Source organism: Rhizobium azibense (assembly GCF_004342325.1).
Classification (GTDB): domain Bacteria; phylum Pseudomonadota; class Alphaproteobacteria; order Rhizobiales; family Rhizobiaceae; genus Rhizobium; species Rhizobium etli_B.
The window spans coordinates 67,454-87,124 of sequence record NZ_SMBJ01000005.1 but is presented as its reverse complement, the minus strand read 5'-3'; the positions used below and the strand labels follow the sequence as shown (position 1 = coordinate 87,124).

At 60.2% G+C, this 19,671-nt stretch carries 16 protein-coding genes and 1 pseudogene; 10 read left to right on the top strand and 7 right to left on the bottom strand.

Going from position 1 to position 19,671, the window contains the following annotated elements; translation table 11 throughout:
- Positions 1-163: 163 nt before the first annotated feature.
- The gene (locus tag EV130_RS13650) at positions 164-1,018 is read left to right on the top strand and encodes a hypothetical protein (RefSeq protein WP_132550515.1); all 855 of its coding nucleotides are present in this window, start codon (positions 164-166) and stop codon (positions 1,016-1,018) included.
- A 6-nt stretch (positions 1,019-1,024) separates the two neighbouring features.
- Here the strand turns inward: EV130_RS13650 and EV130_RS13645 are convergent, their stop codons facing one another.
- Complete coding sequence (locus EV130_RS13645; RefSeq protein WP_074061815.1) at positions 1,025-1,477, bottom strand: GatB/YqeY domain-containing protein; 453 nt, start codon at positions 1,475-1,477, stop codon at positions 1,025-1,027.
- A gap of 274 nt (positions 1,478-1,751) precedes the next feature.
- On the opposite strand from EV130_RS13645, the gene carA reads away from it, so the two are divergent.
- Positions 1,752-2,957 carry a glutamine-hydrolyzing carbamoyl-phosphate synthase small subunit gene (gene carA / locus EV130_RS13640; protein ID WP_074063236.1) on the top strand — a complete coding sequence of 402 codons (1,206 nt, stop codon included), beginning with the start codon at positions 1,752-1,754 and terminating at the stop codon, positions 2,955-2,957.
- An 80-nt stretch (positions 2,958-3,037) separates the two neighbouring features.
- Here carA and EV130_RS33330 read toward each other — a convergent pair.
- Positions 3,038-3,591 (bottom strand): annotated as a pseudogene (locus EV130_RS33330) (transposase); the annotation flags it as partial.
- A gap of 215 nt (positions 3,592-3,806) precedes the next feature.
- Between EV130_RS33330 and EV130_RS13630 the strand changes: the two are divergent.
- Positions 3,807-4,127: an antibiotic biosynthesis monooxygenase family protein gene (locus EV130_RS13630; protein ID WP_074061816.1), complete on the top strand. Its 321-nt coding sequence runs from the start codon at positions 3,807-3,809 to the stop codon at positions 4,125-4,127.
- Between the two features lie 16 nt (positions 4,128-4,143).
- Here EV130_RS13630 and EV130_RS13625 read toward each other — a convergent pair whose 3' ends face one another.
- The 3 genes from EV130_RS13625 to ypfJ form a co-directional block, all read right to left on the bottom strand.
- Positions 4,144-5,547, bottom strand: a complete 1,404-nt coding sequence (locus EV130_RS13625) for an MATE family efflux transporter (protein WP_132550519.1) — start codon at positions 5,545-5,547, stop codon at positions 4,144-4,146.
- A gap of 145 nt (positions 5,548-5,692) precedes the next feature.
- On the bottom strand, positions 5,693-6,940 hold the full coding sequence (locus tag EV130_RS13620) for a TCR/Tet family MFS transporter (RefSeq protein WP_132550521.1): 1,248 nt from the start codon (positions 6,938-6,940) through the stop codon (positions 5,693-5,695).
- Between the two features lie 273 nt (positions 6,941-7,213).
- On the bottom strand, positions 7,214-8,146 hold the full coding sequence (gene ypfJ, locus EV130_RS13615) for a KPN_02809 family neutral zinc metallopeptidase (protein ID WP_074061818.1): 933 nt from the start codon (positions 8,144-8,146) through the stop codon (positions 7,214-7,216).
- A 410-nt stretch (positions 8,147-8,556) separates the two neighbouring features.
- On the opposite strand from ypfJ, the gene EV130_RS13610 reads away from it, so the two are divergent.
- From EV130_RS13610 to EV130_RS13590, 5 genes are all read left to right on the top strand, one after another.
- Complete coding sequence (locus EV130_RS13610; protein WP_132550594.1) at positions 8,557-9,582, top strand: zinc-dependent alcohol dehydrogenase family protein; 1,026 nt, start codon at positions 8,557-8,559, stop codon at positions 9,580-9,582.
- Positions 9,583-9,755: 173 nt separating this feature from the next.
- On the top strand, positions 9,756-13,241 hold the full coding sequence (gene carB / locus EV130_RS13605) for a carbamoyl-phosphate synthase large subunit (RefSeq protein WP_132660560.1): 3,486 nt from the start codon (positions 9,756-9,758) through the stop codon (positions 13,239-13,241).
- A gap of 73 nt (positions 13,242-13,314) precedes the next feature.
- Complete coding sequence (locus EV130_RS13600) at positions 13,315-14,532, top strand: T6SS phospholipase effector Tle1-like catalytic domain-containing protein (protein ID WP_132550523.1); 1,218 nt, start codon at positions 13,315-13,317, stop codon at positions 14,530-14,532.
- Positions 14,533-14,762: 230 nt separating this feature from the next.
- Complete coding sequence (greA, locus tag EV130_RS13595; RefSeq protein ID WP_022714254.1) at positions 14,763-15,239, top strand: transcription elongation factor GreA; 477 nt, start codon at positions 14,763-14,765, stop codon at positions 15,237-15,239.
- Between the two features lie 39 nt (positions 15,240-15,278).
- On the top strand, positions 15,279-16,319 hold the full coding sequence (locus tag EV130_RS13590) for a glycosyltransferase family 4 protein (protein WP_132550596.1): 1,041 nt from the start codon (positions 15,279-15,281) through the stop codon (positions 16,317-16,319).
- Positions 16,320-16,568: 249 nt separating this feature from the next.
- On the opposite strand, the gene EV130_RS13585 is transcribed toward EV130_RS13590, so the two are convergent.
- Together EV130_RS13585 and EV130_RS13580 are read right to left on the bottom strand one after the other, a co-directional pair.
- Complete coding sequence (locus EV130_RS13585; RefSeq protein WP_022714252.1) at positions 16,569-17,039, bottom strand: Lrp/AsnC family transcriptional regulator; 471 nt, start codon at positions 17,037-17,039, stop codon at positions 16,569-16,571.
- A 228-nt stretch (positions 17,040-17,267) separates the two neighbouring features.
- Entirely contained in the window at positions 17,268-17,597 is a 330-nt protein-coding gene (locus EV130_RS13580; RefSeq protein ID WP_132660558.1) for a hypothetical protein, read from the bottom strand.
- Positions 17,598-17,752: 155 nt separating this feature from the next.
- Between EV130_RS13580 and trxB the strand changes: the two genes are divergently transcribed.
- Together trxB and EV130_RS13570 are read left to right on the top strand one after the other, a co-directional pair.
- Positions 17,753-18,727 (top strand): thioredoxin-disulfide reductase, encoded by a 975-nt coding sequence (gene trxB / locus EV130_RS13575; RefSeq protein WP_132660556.1) that lies wholly within the window; start codon positions 17,753-17,755, stop codon positions 18,725-18,727.
- Positions 18,728-18,750: 23 nt separating this feature from the next.
- Positions 18,751-19,647 carry a LysR family transcriptional regulator VtlR gene (locus EV130_RS13570; protein WP_039845452.1) on the top strand — a complete coding sequence of 299 codons (897 nt, stop codon included), beginning with the start codon at positions 18,751-18,753 and terminating at the stop codon, positions 19,645-19,647.
- The last annotated feature ends 24 nt before the right edge of the window (positions 19,648-19,671 follow it).

Below are 19,671 nucleotides of genomic sequence, written 5' to 3'. Positions count from 1 at the left end.
GAGCAAGAAGGCAGGAGCGCCCCCAGCTCCTGCCTTCTTTACTTTTGGCTTAACCTTGCCGGTTAACTGACCCTCGTAATTTTGCAGCACCCTTGTGCGAAGTAACATTGACAGGCGCGTCCTTCGTGACAGATGGAATACGTGTGCCCGCCTGGATTGCTCGATGTCCATTACCGCAGAAAAACTTGCAGCCGATGATCGTTTTTTTGAAGCGGTATTACTCTGCGCCAATGAGATGCTCGCGATCTATCGCGAAAGCCCGCGCATTGCCTCGATCTTTGCAGCCCAGCAGCGCTGGCTGATGGCGCATGCCGGATTTGCGCTGCACTATGGGTATCCCGACGGCATAACGAAAGGGCTTTACTCCGGGCGCTTTGTCGAATTTGTCGTTACCAACAAGATCGCCAGCCGCAACACCGCTGCCACTTTCATGCAGGAAATGCTTGCCTATCGCTTCCTGAGGCCGGCAAGCAGCCAGAGCGATCGCCGCGCGCGGTTGCTTGAGCCGACGGAGACGGCAGAACAGCATTTCCTGAAGTGGCTCCTCGCCCATCTGTTCATCCTCGACGGGCTCGATGGCGGGAAACGCCTTGAGCGAGCGAGCGCAGATCTTTCAACCATCGGCAAAATTCAGCCGCTGATCGCCAAGGCGATTATCGAAACCGATGCTGTACGCGACCCTGGCAGGACCTTCAATCTCTTCAACTGGGCAAATTCGGGTGGGCTGGTCATGGATTATCTGATGTCGCGCCTGCCGGGCTTCGACCGCTCGAAGGAGCGCATGGCTCTTGGTCCCGTATCACTTGGGGAAATCCGGGCGCAGTTCATGATTTCGAACACGCACCTGAAGCGCCTGCTTTCACAGGCAGCCGCAATTGGCAGCATCGGCTGGGAGGAGCCGCCGCGCAAGGGCGATCTCTGGCTCTCGCGCGGCTTCATTCTCGAATACTGGAACTATCAGGCTGCGAAATTTGCGATCATCGATGCGGCGGCCGAGGCAGTTCTCGGCCCGGCCTGACGGAGCCTATTTCAGCAGTTCCTTGACCGTGCCGGACGCTTTGGCGAAGTCCATTTGTCCGGCATAACGTTCCTTGAGCGCTGCCATGACCTTGCCCATGTCCTTCGGCCCCCCGGCGCCGGTCTCCTTGATGATGGCAGCGATATTCGCCCGCACCTCGGAGTCCGAAAGCTGCTTCGGCAGGAAGTCCTGGATCACAGTGATCTCGGCGCGTTCCTTGGCAGCAAGTTCCGGGCGGGCGTTTTCTTCGTAGATCTTCGCCGATTCGTCGCGTTGCTTCACCATCTTGGCGAGGATCTGCAGAATTTCGTCATCCGGAGCCTCGCCTTTGCCTGTGCCGCGATTGGCGATGTCGCGGTCCTTGATCGCCGCCTGGATCAGACGGACGGTCGAGAGCCGTTCGGCATTCTTGGATTTCATCGCGTCCTTAAGCGCGGTGGCGACCTGATCGCGCAGCATTGTCTTCACTCCTGTTGAATGGCGCTTCATAAACCAGCCCGATGGCATGGATCAAATAAATTGCGAGACTTGCGCGAGAAAGCGAAGGAAAAGGCGCCCGATCCACGCTAGAAAGATTGACGACGGGGCACAGCGCGGCTATCTACCGCCACCTGCACCAAAATTCGTGATCAGGCCTGAGATGCGCTGCGACAAGCTGCGCCCATACGCTTGCGAACACAATTGGCAGTCTGACGGCCCCAAGACGTCAGGACCTGCCGGAAACGGGATGAAGATGACCGCGACAGCACCCTGGACAACCGAAAAGCCGACTGCCCTGCTCGTTCTGGCTGATGGAACCGTGATCGAAGGCAAGGGGATCGGCGCCACCGGCAAGGTCCAGGCCGAAGTGGTCTTCAACACGGCGCTGACCGGCTATGAGGAAATCCTGACCGACCCCTCTTATCTGGGCCAGATCGTCACCTTCACCTTCCCGCATATCGGCAATATCGGCACAAATGACGAAGACATCGAAGACCTGACGCCGGCAGCGCGCCATGGCGCGGTCGGCGTCATCTTCAAGGCCGACATCACCGAGCCCTCCAACTACCGAGCCGCAAAGCATCTCGATGCCTGGCTGAAGTCCCGCGGCGTCATCGGCCTTTGCGGCATCGACACCCGCGCACTCACCGCGTGGATCCGCGAGAACGGCGCACCGAATGCGGTGATTGCTCATGACCCGAACGGCGTCTTCGACCTTGAAACCCTAAAGGCCGAAGCCAGGGCCTGGAGCGGCCTCGAGGGCCTCGACCTGGCCAAGATCGCCTCCTCCGGCCAGTCGTCGCAATGGGTGCAGACGCCCTGGATCTGGAACGAAGGCTACGCAGAACTCGGCGCCGACAAGGCGAAATACCATGTCGTCTGCCTCGACTACGGCGTGAAGCGCAACATCCTGCGCCTCTTTGCGGGCCTCGATTGCAAAGTGACGGTCGTTCCGGCAACGACCAGCGCCGAGGACGTGCTTGCCATGCAACCGGACGGCATCTTCCTGTCGAACGGCCCCGGCGATCCGGCGGCAACCGGCGAATATGCCGTGCCGGTGATCCGCAAGCTGATCAAGACGGACATCCCGGTCTTCGGTATCTGCCTCGGCCATCAGATGCTGGGTCTCGCGCTCGGCGCCAGGACCGAAAAGATGCACCAAGGCCATCATGGCGCCAACCATCCGGTGAAAGACCATACGACCGGCAAGGTCGAGATCGTCTCGATGAACCACGGCTTTGCGGTCGACACGAAGTCGCTACCGGAAGGCGTTGAGGAGACTCATGTTTCCCTCTTCGACGGCACCAATTGCGGCCTGCGCGTCGCCGGCAAGCAGATCTTCTCCGTCCAGCACCATCCGGAAGCCTCTCCCGGCCCGCAGGACAGCCATTACCTCTTCCGCCGCTTCATCAACATGGTGCGCGGCAAGAAAGGCGAAGCAGCGCTCGCCGAGCGTTGAGGCCCTTCTGGTTTGTCGAAAAAGCCTGCCTGTTGAACCGACCCCATCAAGTTGGACGGTTCAAAGGCTGGGAAAATTGAGGGCTGGGTCCTGTACGATAAAGGGCTCGGCCCCTTGAGTTTCATTTTGATGCGGTCATTGTCGTGATGGCGGATGGTGTCGGTGATACGGGATTGCGGGCTTTGAACGCCGGCAAACTTTATCGGGCGGAGGAACTCGGAACTGAGGATGGCAATGAAGCCCTGCATGGCTGCGTTATTGAGGCAGCTGCCTTTGCGTGACATGTTTTCGACGCCGCGTTGTTGGAGCCCGACTCGACAGGCGGGCATCTGGTATTGCCATCCCTGATTGGAATGCAGGATCGGCCGATTCGTTGTGGCCCAGCCGGCTCAGCGCCTTGGTCAACATGCTTTCCACCAGCTTGAAGGCGGGCCGCCTGGCTTCGAAGGCAATGATCTCGCCGTTGAACGGTCCATGACCGGTGAGAGATAGAGCTTCTTTGCCCGCTATGTTGAACTCCGTCACGTCCGTCGTCCATTTCTGGTCGGCACCATGCGCAGTGAACTGCGTTTGAGGAGATCGGGGCCACGCGTCCGACACTGCCCTTGTAGGAGTGGGATATCTTTGGTGGAACAGGCGTTGCGATAGCTCTCCCCGCCGCTCACGCACCGCCAGACAGTCGATTGCTTCAAACTCTCGGTGAACTTGGAAAGGCAACCCCCGAAGATTGATGTCCAACTTCGGGGCCGGTTCACTGCCGCGGGCTTTTTCTTCTGCCTGATGCTTGACCTCAACTTAACTTGAGGAACTAGACCGGTTCGCGTGACATCGACAATCAAGGAGATGGTGATGAACGGCGCTTTTTATCGTGTGGACAAGTTTGCCGTGCCGGAGGAGGCACGCGAGGAGTTTCTGATCAATGTACTGAAGACACACGAGGTGCTGCAGGCCCAGGAAGGTTTCATCCGGCACACGGTCCTCGAGCAGGTTTCAGGGCCGGGCGAATTCAATTTCGTGACCATTGCCGAATGGGAAAGCGCCGAGGTGATCGAGCGGGTGAAGGCCGCCGTCCAGGCGGCACACCGGGCGCGAAACTTCGATCCGCAGGCTCTTTTTTCGCGGCTCGGCATCCGCGCCGACATTGCCAATTACAAGCCGGTTGCAGCTTGACGATCGAACGGCCGGTTCAGGCGCCGGCCGTTTTCCCCTCGTGACGCACGAGGACGTAGAAACGTGCGCAGAGCATGACCGCGGCAGCCGCAAGTCCGACGAGAAAACCGAACCAGATGCCCACGCCGCCAAAGCCCATCGGGAAAGCGAACAACCAGGCAAGGAAGAAGCCGATGGGCCAGTAGGCAATCAGCGCCATGATCATCGGCACACGAGCATCCTTAAGGCCGCGCAGCAAACCATTGGCGACAGCCTGCATGCCGTCGACGAGCTGGAAGAGGCCCGCAACGACGATGAGCGGACCGGCGTAAGCCAGCACCTGCGGCGCTTCCGGCGAACTGACGTCCAGGAACCAGCTGCCAAGGAATTCCGGCATGATGGCAAAAAGCACGCCGCCGATACCGGAGATCGCCGCCGCGATGATCAGTACCGCGATCGAGGCGCGAACCAGAGCGGGATGGTCACCCTGCCCGTGCGCAATGCCTACGCGCACGGTTGCCGCCTGCGAGAGGCCGAGTGGGATCATGAAGGCGATCGACGCCCATTGGAGCGCAATGCCATGTGCCGCAAGCTCGATCGTGCCGATGTAACCCATCAGTAGCGAGGCAACTGTAAAGAGGCTGACTTCTGCAAGTATGGTTACGCTTATCGGCAGACCGAGGCGAACGACGTCCCAAAGCGCGTGCCAATCCGGCCGCCAGAAACGCACCAGGATCTCGTAACGCCGTGTCTCCTCCCTCATCTGCACATAGGCGAGGATGAAGACAAAGCCTGCAGTCTGTACTGCGACCGAAACGATCGCAGCGCCCTGAAGGCCCATTGCTGGAAAACCGAAGTGGCCGAGGACGAGGGCGTATGCGAAGATCGCGTTCATCACCAGCATGGCAATGGTCACATTGAGGACGACGGCAGCCTTGCCGATCGCGCTGACAAGCGCGCGCACGACATTGTAAAGCAGCCCCGGCAGCACGCCGAAATGGCCGATCAGGATATAGCCGTGCGCAAGCTTTGCCACTTCCGGCTTCTGGCCAGCGGCGAGTAATATCTCCTCGGCATATAAGAAGGCCGGCTGCATGACGAGCCAATAGACGGTGACCATCCAAAGGCCCATGCGCATCGAGCGACGAACGGTGACGACATCGCCCCGGCCGTAAGCCTGCGCGACCATCGGGATAACTGCGATGGCAAAGCCCGAACCGAAGATCAGGATCGTGAACAGGAACTGCGCCGACAGCACCATGGCAGCCAGATTCTCGGCGCCGAGGCGGCCGACGATCATCACATCCGTCGTGTTGATGCCAAGCTGGGCAAGCTGTGCGCCGATGAACGGAATGCCGAGTGCCAGCGTAGCGCGGAAATGCGCACTCCAGCGATTGTCGGTTTGCGGCGCAAGCCTGTGCACGTCGATCGGCGCGTCCATCAAAGCCATCCCTAATTGGTTGAATCACTTCAGGCCGCATTTCGCGGCAAAGTAATACCGGGCCTTAGATCAAAGGCCCGCAAAGAGCCATCCCAAAAGTGGCAGATGATGAAAAATTCATCACATCATCACGAATCCTGATAGCTCATTGCGCCGGCGTCTCCAGGGCTTTTGAAGGTTTCGCGGTCCGGACCTTCGCGAGGAACACCAGGGCGGCCGAGAGGATAAAGAAGGCAGCGAGCAGGTAGGGAGCACCGGCAAAGGTCACCGGGGCATCCGGCCTGGTGAAATAGCCGAACATCTGGGTGAAGATCAGCGGGCCTGCGATCGTCGTAATGCTGCTGAGGCTGGTCAGCGCTCCTTGCAATTCACCCTGCGCAGATGGCGGCACCATGCCGGCGGCAATGCTGCGAAGCGGCGGATCGGCGACATTTTCCATCACGGTCAGAATGATGACCGTGTAGACGACCCAGCCCTCCCAGGCGAAGGCATACCCCGTCAGACCGACGATAGAAAAAGAAAGGCCGACGATGGCGGTCTTCCACTCGCCGAGAACCGGCACGATCTTTGGCAGCACGAGCCCCATCACGATCGCAGCGCCGATGCCATAGATGCCGAGCGAAAGGCCGATCTGGCCTTCGCTCCAGCCGTAGCGATAGGTCGAGACGAACGACCAGACCGACGGATAAACGGCGTGTGCAAGCCAGAAGAGGAACATGACGGCGCCGACCCAGCCGATGCCGGGATAATTGCGCATCTGCTTCAACGCGCCCAGCGGATTGGCTCGCCTCCATTCGAAAGCGCGCCGATGCTTGGCGGGGAGGGTTTCCGGCAACAGGAAATAGGCTGCAACGAAATTGAGGAAGGAAAGCGCCGCTGCACCGAAGAATGGAACGCGCGGGCCGAATTCGCCCAGGAAACCGCCAATGACCGGGCCAATGGTGAAGCCGACGCCGAAGGCAATGCCGATCAGGCCGAAGTTCTTGGCGCGGTTTTGGTCATTGCTGATGTCGGCGATATAGGCAGAACACGTCGCATAGCTGCCGCCGCTCAAGCCTGCGAGCGCCCGTCCGACAAAAAGCATCCAGAAGCTGGTGGCAATCGCGCAGATCAGGTTGTCGATCGCGAAGGTCAACACGGAAAGAAGCAAGATCGGACGGCGGCCGAAACGGTCACTGAGATTGCCAAAAAGCGGCGAGAACAAGAACAGCATACCCGCATAGACGACCAGCAGCCAGCCGCCGTCGAGTGCGGCATCGCTAATGGTTCCGCCTGTGAGTTCCTCGAGATAGGCGGGCAGCACAGGCATGATGATTGCAATTCCGATCACGTCCAAAAACAGGATCAGGAAAACGAGGAAGAGGCCGCGGCGAACGAATTTGGGATCCAGCATGGAATGTCTCTCAACAGGGGATTGCTTCTGGAAAGACGATCGCGTCGCCGGGGTTGTAACATAGCTCAACGAAAAAAATGAAACAATACGAGAACATTTCAAAGTTTTTGATCAAGCCGCCAAGGATATTGATCGGCGGGCGGAACAAACGGAGATCCCAAGCGGGCCGCCGCTTTCTTCACGAAATCATTGAAGGCGCGCAGTGCAGGCCGCATGCGCCTGCGGCTGGTAATAGAAAAAACCGGTCCCGTTTCGTTGGCAAAAGAAGCTCGCTCAAAGCGGCCCGGAGAACGTATCGCAGGCGGCGAGCTGGCCGCTGTCGAAGCCCCGTTTGAACCAGCGCATGCGTTGGTCGGACGTGCCGTGATTGAAGCTTTCCGGCACGACATAGCCCTGACTCCGCTTCTGCAGCGTGTCGTCGCCGATTTGCTGAGCAGCGTTCAGTGCCTCTTCAAGGTCTCCGGCATCGAGCATGCCTTTCTGCTCGGTATATTTCCCCCAAATGCCTGCAAAGCAATCGGCCTGCAGCTCGACGCGCACTGACATCTTGTTGGCCTCGGCTTCGCTCATGCGCTGGCGCGCCTGGTTGAACTTCGGCAGGATGCCGAGCAGGTTCTGGACGTGGTGGCCGACTTCGTGGGCGACCACGTAGGCTTCGGCGAAGTCGCCGGAGGCGCCAAATTTCCTCTCGAGCTCCTGGAAGAAGGCGGTGTCGAGATAGACCTTGTGATCGCCGGGGCAATAGAATGGCCCGGTGGCGGCGGATGCGAAACCGCATGCCGATTGCGTCGCGTCTGCAAAGAGCACCAGTGTTGGCTCCTCATAATCCCTGCCCTGAGCCTGGAAGATGCCCTGCCAGGTATCCTCGGTCTCGGCCAGCACGGTACGCATGAATGCTGTCATCTCGTCATCGGCGGGCGTGCTGGTGCTTTCCGACTGGCTCTGCTCGTAGCCAGAGCCGCCCGTCATGCCGCCATCCAACACCTGCATCAGGTCGATCCCCATCGCCTTGAAGATCAGATAGATGACAACGAGGAAGATGATCGTGCCGATCGAGAGCCCGCCGCCCCTGCGTCCCACACCGCCGCCGGATGGGAAGCTGAAGCCGCCGTTGCGGCCGAACGGATTACGGCCGAACCCGCCACGTGTCGCATCACCGCGGCGATCCTCGACATTGTCCGACTGGCGGCGACCCTTCCATTCCATCTGAACTCTCCCTGGCGATGCGCAGGCATGCGCTCTTGGGCAATTATATATCCGGTGGCGACGTGAAGGCCAGCAGGTTTCAGGCAAAGGGCTTTAGACGCAGACAAAGCGCGGGAACGAGCACATTGCCGGCAAGGCCAGACGGTGTCACTCCCGCTGAAGATCACCCATTCATCCGCCCCCGCCAGAATGAAAAGACCGATGCAAAAACGCTGCACGGAAGCCTTGCCGCAAACTCGTGCTTCTTGCGCCTGCGCCGTTGCCGAGTAGACGGGCAAGGGCTTCGAAATTGCGCTCGGCCGTGGCTACGCCGCTGGTTGCTGCCTTGCTTCGGTTGAAGAAAATGCACCAAATGCTTGACGTGACTCCTGCTTTCGCTCTCACTGAAGGAGAGGATCTGGGAGGACATGATGAAAGCACTACGCCTGGAAGCGACGGGGCGGCTTGCGGTGAGCCGAATGGAAAAGCCGGTGCCGGGCCCCGGCGAAATGCTGGTGAAGATCGAAGCCTGCGGGATCTGCGGCACCGACCGACATCTCTTCCTGGGCGAATTTCCGTCGAAGCCCCCCGTGACGCTCGGACACGAATTCGTCGGCATCATCGAAGCCGTTTCGCAAGGCGTGACCGCCTTTCGCCCCGGCATGCGGGTGACGGGCGATCCGAACATCGCCTGCGGACGCTGCCCCGAATGCCGGCGCGGACGCGTCAATCTCTGCCGGAACCTGCAAGCGATCGGCATTCATCGGGATGGCGGTTTTGCCGAGTATGTCTGCATGCCGGAGCAACAAGCGTTCGAACTGCCTCAGTCGCTGGCACCGCTGCATGGCGCCTTTTGTGAACCCCTCGCCTGCTGTCTGCACGGCGTCGATCTGGCAAAGATCGGGGCGGGCGCATCAGTGGCCGTGCTCGGCGGTGGCGTGATCGGACTGCTGGTCGTGCAGCTTGCGCGCCTCGCCGGTGCAACGCGCGTCGTGCTCGTGACGCGCAACGCCGATAAACGGCGGCTTGCAGAAGACCTTGGCGCGACGGCAACGGCCGACCCCTCAGCAGGCGACGTCGTCGACCTTGTGACGGCCGACCACGGCCTTCTGCCGGGCGGTGCCGATGTGGTGATCGAATGCGCCGGCGTGGCGCAGACCATGGAACAGGCTCCTCTCCTTGCCCGCCGCGGCGGCACCGTCGTGATCCTCGGCGTCATGCCGCAGGGCGCCAGGATTTCCATGCAGCCCTTCGATCTGCTGTTTCGCGAGATCAAGTTGGTGAACTCGTTTCTGAACCCCTTCACGCACGGCCGTGCTGCCGACCTGATCGCCTCCGGCGTCATCAAGGTCGAGCCTCTGATCTCCCGCCGCATCGGGCTGGACGACGCGCCGGAAGCAATCGCCAATCCGGCACGCAGCGGCGAGATACGTGTCATTGTGGTCCCCGGCCCGTGAACGGCGTTTCAGGAGTTTTCGAATTCCTGTCGATTCCGCGATTTATGGGGTTCCGTTTGCAAATACATTTGCCTATAAGCCGCTTCTAGCCTGAAAAGACCCCTCGTGCGCGACCCGACCCGGTGCCTCCCACCCTGGCCGGCTTTTTGCGCAGCTAGAAACGGATACCGCCCATGCCGAAGCGCCAAGACATCAAATCGATCCTCATCATCGGCGCGGGACCGATTGTCATTGGCCAGGCTTGCGAATTCGACTATTCCGGCACCCAGGCCTGCAAGGCGCTGAAGGAGGAAGGCTACAGGGTCATCCTCGTCAACTCCAACCCGGCGACAATCATGACCGACCCGGGTCTCGCCGACGCGACCTATGTCGAACCTATCACCCCCGAAGTCGTCGCCAAGATCATCGCCAAGGAGCGGCCGGATGCGCTGCTGCCGACGATGGGCGGCCAGACGGCGCTGAACACGGCTCTTTCGCTAAAGCGAATGGGCGTTCTCGACCGCTACAATGTCGAGATGATTGGCGCCAAGCCGGCCGCGATCGACATGGCAGAAGACCGCGCCCTCTTCCGCGAAGCCATGGCCCGCATCGGGCTGGAAACGCCGCGCTCGATGCTGGCGAATGCCACAGACATCAAGGACGCCGACCGCAAGATGCATGAAGCCGAGCGCACAAAGCTGCGCGAGAGCCTCTCCGGCGCCGCACTCGACACTGCGCTTGACGATCTGGAAAACCAGTGGAACCTGGGCGAGAGCGACCGCAAGCAGCGCTATTTGAACCACGCAATGGCGATCGCCGCCCAGGCGCTCGATGACGTCGGTCTGCCAGCCATCATTCGTCCGTCCTTCACACTCGGCGGCACCGGCGGCGGCATTGCCTACAATCGTTCGGAATTCTTCGACATCGTCGGCGGCGGCCTCGACGCTTCGCCCACGACCGAAGTCTTGATCGAGGAGTCGGTCCTTGGCTGGAAGGAGTATGAAATGGAAGTCGTCCGCGACAAGGCGGACAATTGCATCATCATCTGCTCGATCGAAAACATTGATCCGATGGGCGTCCACACCGGCGATTCGATCACCGTCGCTCCGGCCCTGACGCTGACCGACAAGGAATACCAGATCATGCGCAACGCCTCGATTGCGGTGCTGCGCGAGATCGGCGTCGAGACCGGCGGCTCAAACGTCCAGTTCGCCGTCAATCCGAAGGACGGCCGCCTCGTCGTCATCGAGATGAACCCGCGCGTTTCGCGCTCTTCGGCGCTTGCCTCCAAGGCCACCGGTTTCCCGATCGCCAAAGTCGCGGCTAAACTCGCAATCGGCTATACCCTGGACGAACTTGAAAACGACATCACCGGCGGCGCCACACCCGCCTCCTTCGAACCGTCGATCGACTATGTCGTCACCAAGATCCCGCGCTTTGCCTTCGAGAAGTTCCCGGGCGCCTCGCCGATCTTGACGACGGCGATGAAGTCCGTCGGCGAAGTCATGGCGATCGGCCGCACCTTCGCTGAATCCCTGCAGAAGGCGCTCCGCGGCCTCGAAACGGGCCTGACGGGCCTTGACGAAATCGAAATCCCAGACGTGGAGGAAGGCGAGTCCAGCCAGAATGCCATCCGCGCCGCGATCGGCGCACCGACGCCCGATCGCCTGCGCATGGTTGCCCAGGCCCTGCGCCAGGGCATGAGCGAGGCCGAGGTTCACGAGGGCTCCAAGATCGACCCGTGGTTCATCACCCAGTTCAAGGCGATCGTCGACATGGAGGCTCGTATCCGCGAGCATGGCCTGCCGAGCGACGCCGACAATCTGCGCATGCTGAAGGCCATGGGCTTTTCGGACGCGCGCCTTGCGACGCTGACGAACAAGCGTCCGAAAGAAGTGGCGGAACTTCGCAACAGGCTCAATGTCCGCCCGGTCTTCAAGCGCATCGATACCTGCGCGGCCGAATTCGCCTCGCCGACTGCCTATATGTACTCGACCTACGAAACACCCTTCGTCGGCGCTGCCCGCTCCGAAGCGCAGGTCTCCGACCGCAAGAAGGTCGTCATCCTCGGCGGCGGTCCGAACCGGATCGGCCAGGGTATAGAGTTCGATTATTGTTGCTGCCACGCCGCCTTCGCATTGAAGGATGCCGGCTACGAAGCGATCATGATCAACTGCAATCCGGAAACCGTCTCGACCGACTACGACACTTCCGACCGCCTCTATTTCGAGCCGCTGACGGCCGAAGACGTGATCGAGATCCTGCGCGCCGAGCAGGAAAAGGGTGAAGTCGTCGGCGTCATCGTCCAGTTCGGCGGCCAGACGCCGCTGAAGCTTGCCGAAGCGCTGGAAAAGAACGGCATCCCGATCCTCGGCACCGCGCCGGATGCGATCGACCTTGCCGAAGACCGCGACCGCTTCCAGAAGCTTCTGATGAAGCTCGACCTCAACCAGCCGAACAACGGCATTGCTTATTCCGTCGAGCAGGCCCGCCTCGTCGCCGCCGAAATCGGCTTCCCGCTGGTGGTACGCCCCTCCTACGTTCTCGGCGGCCGCGCCATGCAGATCATCCATTCGGAATCGATGCTGCAGACCTATCTGCTCGACACCGTTCCGGAACTGGTTCCCGAAGACATCAAGCAGCGCTATCCGAACGACAAGACCGGCCAGATCAACACGCTGCTCGGCAAGAACCCGCTGCTCTTCGACAGCTACCTGACGAACGCCATCGAGGTCGACGTCGACTGCCTTTCCGACGGTGATGACGTCTACGTCGCGGGCATCATGGAGCATATCGAAGAAGCCGGCATCCATTCGGGCGACTCGGCCTGCTCGCTGCCGCCGCGCTCGCTGTCGGGGGACTTGCTCGACGAACTCGAGCGCCAGGCAAAGGCCATGGCCAAGGCGCTGAATGTCGGCGGTTTGATGAACGTGCAGTTCGCGATCAAGGACAACACCGTCTACGTGCTGGAAGTCAACCCGCGCGCCTCGCGCACCGTGCCGTTCGTGGCAAAGACCATCGGAGCACCGATTGCCAAGATCGCTGCCCGCGTCATGGCTGGCGAGAAGCTGGATGCGGCCTTCGCCGCCTACGGCCAAAAGCCCGATCCGCGCGCCTTGAAGCACATCGCCGTCAAGGAGGCCGTCTTCCCCTTCGCCCGCTTCCCGGGCGTCGATACCCTGCTTGGGCCTGAAATGCGTTCGACCGGGGAGGTCATCGGCCTCGACACCGATTTCGCGCTGGCCTTCGCCAAGTCGCAGCTCGGCGCCGGCGTTGAACTGCCGCGCGACGGGACGGTCTTCGTCTCCGTTCGCGACCACGACAAGTCACGCGTGCTGCCTGCAATCCGTGTTCTCGTAGGCGAAGGTTTCAAGGTGCTCGCCACCGGCGGAACGCAACGTTTCTTGGCTGAACATGGCATCGAAGCGACGAAGATCAACAAGGTGCTCGAGGGCCGTCCGCACATCGAGGATGCGATCCGCAATCGCCAGGTCCAACTTGTCATCAACACGACGGACGGCAACAAGGCGATTTCCGATTCGAAGTCGCTCCGCCGCGCGACACTGATGCAGAAGGTGCCGTATTACACAACGATGGCCGGTGCCGAAGCAGCTGCCCAGGCGATCAAGGCCCTAAAGGCCGGCAACCTTGAGGTTCGCCCGCTGCAGAGCTATTTCTGAGCGTTTGAACGACCGGAAGTTGCCGTAAAACCTTGCGGATGTTACCGTTGCCGCGGTTCATCCGGAGCGATTGATGGCAAAGAACATCGTCATTCTGTTCGATGGCACATCGAACGAGATTTCGGCCGACCGGACCAATATTGTCAGACTGTTCGGCACCTTGAAACGCTCGGATGAGCAGATCGTCTACTACGATCCAGGTGTCGGCACGTTCGGCGCTGCCAATGCCTGGTCCAGGCTCTTTCGCAAATCCTATGAGGTTTTCGGGCTCGCGACGGGCTGGGGCCTCGATCAGAACGTCAAGGAAGCCTACCGCTTCCTGGTCGAAAACTACGATCGCGGGCCGCCCGACGCCGCCCGGCGGCATTCCGACCGGGACCGCATCTACATCTTCGGCTTCAGCCGTGGCGCCTATTCGGCGCGGGTGCTAGCGGGTTTCATCCATGCCTTCGGCCTTACAAGCCGGCATCATCTCAACCTGCTCGATTATGCCTACAGGACCTACAAGGGAATTTCCGCGCACGAAGAGAAAGCTGGCAGCGCTGCAAAGGATGGCGGCGAGGATGCGTCGCCTGCTTTCGCTGCCATGCGTCTCTACGAACGCATGCTGAGAAACGACCGCCCGCCGATCAAGCTTCTTGGTCTTTTCGATACGGTGGCCTCACTCATCGAAACGGGGAAATGGTTTCCGCAGTTCAAGACCCATCCTTTCACCCGCAAGAACCCGAGCGTCGAATGGGTGCGCCACGCAGTCGCCATCGATGAACGGCGTACCATGTTCCAGCCAGAGCTCTGGGAGCGCGACCAGGAGTATTGGGGCCGCCCGTTCCGGCCCAAGGGAAAGGTGGCGAAGCAGAATTTGCGGGAAGTCTGGTTTGCCGGCATCCACGGCGATATCGGCGGCGGCTATCCGGAAGCGCAAAGCGCGGCAGTCAAGATCCCACTGGCCTGGATGATCCAGGAAACGCAACCGGCCGGCCTCCTATACCGCACCCGCATCGTCAACGACATCGTGCTCGGAAAAGGCGGGAGCAAGTATGTGCCGCTGGATGCCACTGCGCCCTTGCATGTCTCCTTGGCCGCCGGGTGGAAAATCCTCGAATACATTCCCCGGCGCGTGCCGGAAAATTCCTGGCGAAGGCACGGCAACCGGAATGCGATTTATTTCCCGTTGAGCGACCGGCGTCTCATTCCAGACGATGCGTTGATCCACATCTCGGTCAAGGAACGGATGAATGCCACCCCCTACAAGCCGCCGAATCTGCCTGCAAACCCTGACTTCGTTTCTTAGCGGCTTGAATCACTTTCTGCGATCATGCGTGCAGGTCCTTGATCCGGTTCACATCCTCACCTGCCCAATCAGCCGGGCGCGCCACATTACGAATTTTATGGAAATCGGCGGCAACGATCTGCTATAAGCGGGCAATTATGATTATTGCACGGTTCCGAAGTCCCCTTCGGGACCTGTTTTCTTTTGTGTCGCTGCCTGACTCTAGGACACGAAGATCAAAGGACAGGAAAATGGTTGATAAGGTTCCGATGACACAGGGTGGTTTCGTCAAGCTGCAGGAAGAGCTGCGCTGGCGTCAGCAGGAGGAGCGCCCGCGCATCATCGAAGCGATCGCCGAAGCCCGTGCCCATGGCGATCTTTCCGAAAACGCCGAATATCACGCAGCAAAGGAAGCGCAGAGCCACAACGAGGGCCGCATCAGCGAGCTCGAAGACCTGACGGCGCGCGCCGAAGTGATCGACCTTGCGAAGATGTCCGGCGACAAGATCAAGTTCGGCGCCAAGGTCAAACTCGTCGACGAGGACACCGAGGAAGAAAAGACCTACCAGATCGTCGGCGATCAGGAAGCCGACGTGAAAGCCGGCCGCATTTCCATCTCCTCCCCGATCGCGCGCGCGCTGATCGGCAAGGTAGTCGGCGATTCCATCGAGGTCATCGCACCGGGGGGCTCGAAAGCCTACGAAGTGCTTTCGATCTCCTGGGGTTGATTGCCGGTGGCCGGAACGGTCAAGCCGGGCGCGATCGATATTGCTGACGTCGACATCATCGCACCGAACTTCAAGCAGCGCCTGTCCGGCGTCACATCGACGATCGTTCAGCTGATTCCCCTCCAGGTCAGCCTCGGCATCAAGATTGCAGCGCTCGGCCCCGGCTTGCCGAAAGACCTACCGAAGCTGACGTGGAGACAGCTTCTTGGCGCATGGCGTCCGTCAACCGGACGCCTGCATCGCGTATGGCACGCGCGCCGCAACAACGAGATGGCCGCCGGTATCGTGCTGCGGTACCTTTTGCGCATGCCGCTGAAGCTGCTCTTTACGTCAGCCGCCCAGCGCCGCCATACCGCCTACACGCGCTGGCTTATCCGCCGGATGGATGCGGTCGTCGCGACCAATGCCCGGTCCGGCTCCTTTCTCCAGGTGCCGCATACTGTGATCCGCCACGGTGTCGATCTGGAACTTTTCCATCCACCCCAGACCGTCGAGGACACCATAGAGGCGACCGGCCTGCCCGGCAGGTATCTCGTCGGCTGCTTCGGCCGCATCAGGCATCAGAAGGGCACCGATCTTTTCATTCGGTCGATGATCGATCTGCTGCCGCAACATCCGGACTGGACGGCGGTGATCTCCGGCCGGGTAACGGCAGAGCATAAAGCTTTCGCCGACAAGCTGAAGGCTGATATCGCCGCCGCCGGCCTTGCCGATCGAATCGTGTTTCTGGGCGAAGTGCCAGACATCAGGGTCTGGTATCGGCGTTTAACCCTTTATGTTGCCCCGTCCCGAAATGAAGGTTTCGGGCTGACGCCTCTCGAAGCTATGGCCTCGAAGACTGCAGTTGTGGCGTCGGACGCCGGGGCCTATGGCGAAATGATCGAGGAGGGGACGAACGGAAGCGTCGTTCCGGCCGGCGATGGCGAAGCTCTCACGAAGGCAATCGCCCCCTATCTCAGCGACCCGCAAGGGACGCTCGCCCGTGGCGAGATTGCGCTCTCGCATGTACGGGCAAATTTTGCGCTCGAAGGTGAAGCGACGGCGTTGAAGCTCATCTATGAGGATCTTCTGCGGCAGTAGCAGCCACGTCGCCGGTTATCGCTCGGAGGCAGAAACTGGCGACGGCATCTTCCGACAAATGGCTCATAAACGCCGCCTTGCCGCCCGCCATCACCTTGGCCAGGGACATGCGAGGCGCATTTTCAGGCGCCTTCAGCGGCCCGATCGACAGGCCCAATCGCTCCGCATTCGTGAAATTGAAGATGATCTCGGCGTCGCACGTTAAGCCCAGTTTCTTTCGACGATCGAAGATAGCGCAAACCGCTATATCTAAATGTCTACCAGAGAGACATCCTTGACCTGGCGAATTGTCAACATCGTCCGCACGGTATCCACATTCTCCGTGGCCGTGAGCTCTTCGATCACGAAATCCTGAAAGCCCGCAAGGTTCTCGGCTACGCACTGCAAGAGAAAATCGGATTCGCCCGACACCATCCATGCCTCTCGCACGAGCGGCCAATTGGCCGTCTGCTTCGCAAATGCCTTCAGATTGGCATCCGACTGATGTTTCAGACCGACCATACAAAAGGCAACCAGATCATAACCGAGCGCAGGCGCATTCAAAAGCGCCCGATAGCCACGGATGAAGCCGGATTCCTCCAGCTTGCGCACCCGCCTGAGACACGGCGGCGCCGATATCCCGACCCGCTCGGCAAGCTCGACATTCGTCATCCGGCCATCATTCTGGAGCTCGCGCAGAATCTTCATATCTATTGCATCAAGTTCGACGCGCATCACCATGGTAGCGGTTCCTGTCTCTCTTTCGATCGGCCGTCCTTGGGCCGCTTCCTATCATTGCCCGCGACAACTTCATACGCCGCGCCTGACTGCCAAAGCATATTCAACTTGCCCCTGACGAGGGCATGCACGACCTATGATGAACCTGGGAGGGCGCACCCCCCAGTATCTCGGCACCCCGCGTCAATCATTATATCGTCACTCGTCAAGCCCCTGGCGAACCGCCCGCTTTCAAATCGTGTTGCCGTCGAGATCGAGCGGTCTGAAACAGCAAGCCGCAAACGAGGCAGAAATAGCGCGAAAGCTGCCCTGGATGCACCTCGATCCTTGCCAAATCTCGTTGGCCGGAGGAAGGATAGATCGGAGATCCATCATAGACAAAACGCCTTCGTCAGACACTGTTTTGATATCTTTTTGGTACGCGCTCGCGGATCCTTCGGCGGAAATGGTGATCGGCGCTTGCCCATTGCTGGCTCTCTGTTGTAGCGGTGTGGATGAAATGGTCGATACCAGCATCAGCCCGCCAAGACGAGGGCGTCGGGGTCGAACCAACAGAAACATCTGCGGTTATCCCGTGACAATAACGCAAGCACTTGTGCGTATTCCATGCTGTCCCCTTGAAAGGTAGCTTGGTTCATCCCTAGACTATACAAACCTGTTTATTACGATATCCCGCACGGCTTCGACAGGATGCCTGCCATTGAAGGATCCGGACCATGACTGCCCGACATACTAAAGTTCTCATCATCGGCTCCGGTCCCGCGGGCTATACGGCCGCAGTCTATGCGGCGCGCGCGATGCTGAAGCCCGTGCTGATCGCCGGGATGGAGCAAGGCGGACAGTTGATGATCACGACGGATGTCGAGAACTATCCGGGCTTTGCCGATCCGATCCAGGGCCCGTGGCTCATGGACCAGATGCTGCAGCAGGCCAAGCATGTCGGCGCCGACATCGTCAGCGACATCGTTACCGAGGTCGAGATGAACCAGCGGCCCTTCGTGGCCCGAACCGACAGCGGCCAGGTCTGGACCGCCGATACACTGATCATCGCGACCGGCGCCAAGGCGAAATGGCTCGGCATCGAAAGCGAACAGCATTTCCAGGGCTTCGGCGTTTCGGCCTGCGCCACCTGCGATGGCTTCTTCTATCGCAACAAGCACGTCATCGTCGTTGGCGGCGGCAACAGCGCCGTCGAGGAAGCCCTTTATCTTTCCAACATTGCGAAGTCCGTGACGGTCGTGCATCGCCGCGATGCATTCCGCGCCGAAAAGATCCTGCAGCAGCGCCTCTGCTCCAAGGAGAACGTGACGGTTCTCTGGAACACCGAAATCGCCGAAATCACCGGTACGCCGGCAAAGCCGCCGATGCCGCCTTCGGTTACCGGCGCGCGACTGCGCGATACCCGCACCGGGTCCATCAGTGACGTTTCGGTCGACGGTGTCTTCGTGGCGATCGGCCATGCGCCGGCAACCGAACTTTTCAAGGGCAAGCTCAAGCTCAAGGACAACGGCTATCTCTGGACTGCTCCGGATTCGACCGCAACCAGCATAGAAGGCATCTATGCTGCGGGCGACGTGACGGACGACACCTTCCGGCAGGCGGTCACCGCCGCAGGCATGGGATGCATGGCCGCCCTCGAAGCCGAACGTTATCTCACGGGCCACATGCCCGTCGCCGTGGCCGCGGAGTAGGATCGGCTATGAGGGGTGGGGGAATGCCATTGGATTGGGACAAGCTGCGTATTTTTCACGCGGCTGCCGAGGCCGGATCGTTCACGCATGCGGCCGACAAGCTGCATCTCTCCCAATCCGCAATCAGCCGCCAGGTGAGCGCGCTGGAGCAGGACGTCGGCACCAAACTCTTCCACCGCCACGCCCGCGGCCTGATCCTGACGGAACAGGGCGAGCTGCTCTATCGCACCGCCCATGACGTGCTGCTCAAGCTCGAAACAGTGAAGATGCAGCTCACGGAAACGACGGAAACGCCCAGCGGCAAGCTGCGGGTGACCACCACCGTCGGCCTCGGCCAGGGCTGGCTGACGGACAAGATCCAGGAGTTCATGCAGCTCTATCCGGACGTCCAGATCCAGCTCATTCTCGACAACGAGGAACTGGACGTCAACATGCGTCATGCAGATTGCGCCATCCGCCTGCGCCAACCGCAGCAGTCGGATCTCATTCAGCGCAAGCTCTTCACCGTGCATATGCACGTCTATGCCGCCCCCTCCTATATCAACCGCTATGGCGAACCTCAGTCGGTCGAGGACCTGGACAATCACCGCATCATCACCTTCGGCGAGCCCGCCCCCAGCTATCTGCTGGACGTAAACTGGCTGGAGATTGCCGGCCGCTCTTCGGACAACAAGCGTATTCCGCATCTGCAGATCAACAGCCAGACTTCCATCAAGCGCGCCTGCCTGCTTGGCATCGGCGTCGCCTGCATGCCGGATTACATCGTCGGACGTGATCCGGGCCTCATCCAGCTCGCGATCAACGCCGACGTGCCCTCGTTCGACACCTATTTCTGCTATCCCGACGAAATCAAGAATGCCGCAAAGCTGAAGGCATTCCGCGATTTTATCGTTAGCAAGGCGAGAAACTGGAACTTCTGATTCCCGTCTTTGTCCACCAAATCG

Coding starts and splice junctions, on each gene's coding strand:
- EV130_RS13650 (WP_132550515.1), top strand. CDS start 164: ATGTCCATTACCGCAGAAAAACTTGCAGCCGATGATCGTTTTTTTGAA.
- EV130_RS13645 (WP_074061815.1), bottom strand. CDS start 1,477: ATGCTGCGCGATCAGGTCGCCACCGCGCTTAAGGACGCGATGAAATCC.
- carA (WP_074063236.1), top strand. CDS start 1,752: ATGACCGCGACAGCACCCTGGACAACCGAAAAGCCGACTGCCCTGCTC.
- EV130_RS13630 (WP_074061816.1), top strand. CDS start 3,807: ATGAACGGCGCTTTTTATCGTGTGGACAAGTTTGCCGTGCCGGAGGAG.
- EV130_RS13625 (WP_132550519.1), bottom strand. CDS start 5,547: ATGGACGCGCCGATCGACGTGCACAGGCTTGCGCCGCAAACCGACAAT.
- EV130_RS13620 (WP_132550521.1), bottom strand. CDS start 6,940: ATGCTGGATCCCAAATTCGTTCGCCGCGGCCTCTTCCTCGTTTTCCTG.
- ypfJ (WP_074061818.1), bottom strand. CDS start 8,146: ATGGAATGGAAGGGTCGCCGCCAGTCGGACAATGTCGAGGATCGCCGC.
- EV130_RS13610 (WP_132550594.1), top strand. CDS start 8,557: ATGAAAGCACTACGCCTGGAAGCGACGGGGCGGCTTGCGGTGAGCCGA.
- carB (WP_132660560.1), top strand. CDS start 9,756: ATGCCGAAGCGCCAAGACATCAAATCGATCCTCATCATCGGCGCGGGA.
- EV130_RS13600 (WP_132550523.1), top strand. CDS start 13,315: ATGGCAAAGAACATCGTCATTCTGTTCGATGGCACATCGAACGAGATT.
- greA (WP_022714254.1), top strand. CDS start 14,763: ATGGTTGATAAGGTTCCGATGACACAGGGTGGTTTCGTCAAGCTGCAG.
- EV130_RS13585 (WP_022714252.1), bottom strand. CDS start 17,039: ATGGTGATGCGCGTCGAACTTGATGCAATAGATATGAAGATTCTGCGC.
- EV130_RS13580 (WP_132660558.1), bottom strand. CDS start 17,597: ATGTTTCTGTTGGTTCGACCCCGACGCCCTCGTCTTGGCGGGCTGATG.
- trxB (WP_132660556.1), top strand. CDS start 17,753: ATGACTGCCCGACATACTAAAGTTCTCATCATCGGCTCCGGTCCCGCG.
- EV130_RS13570 (WP_039845452.1), top strand. CDS start 18,751: ATGCCATTGGATTGGGACAAGCTGCGTATTTTTCACGCGGCTGCCGAG.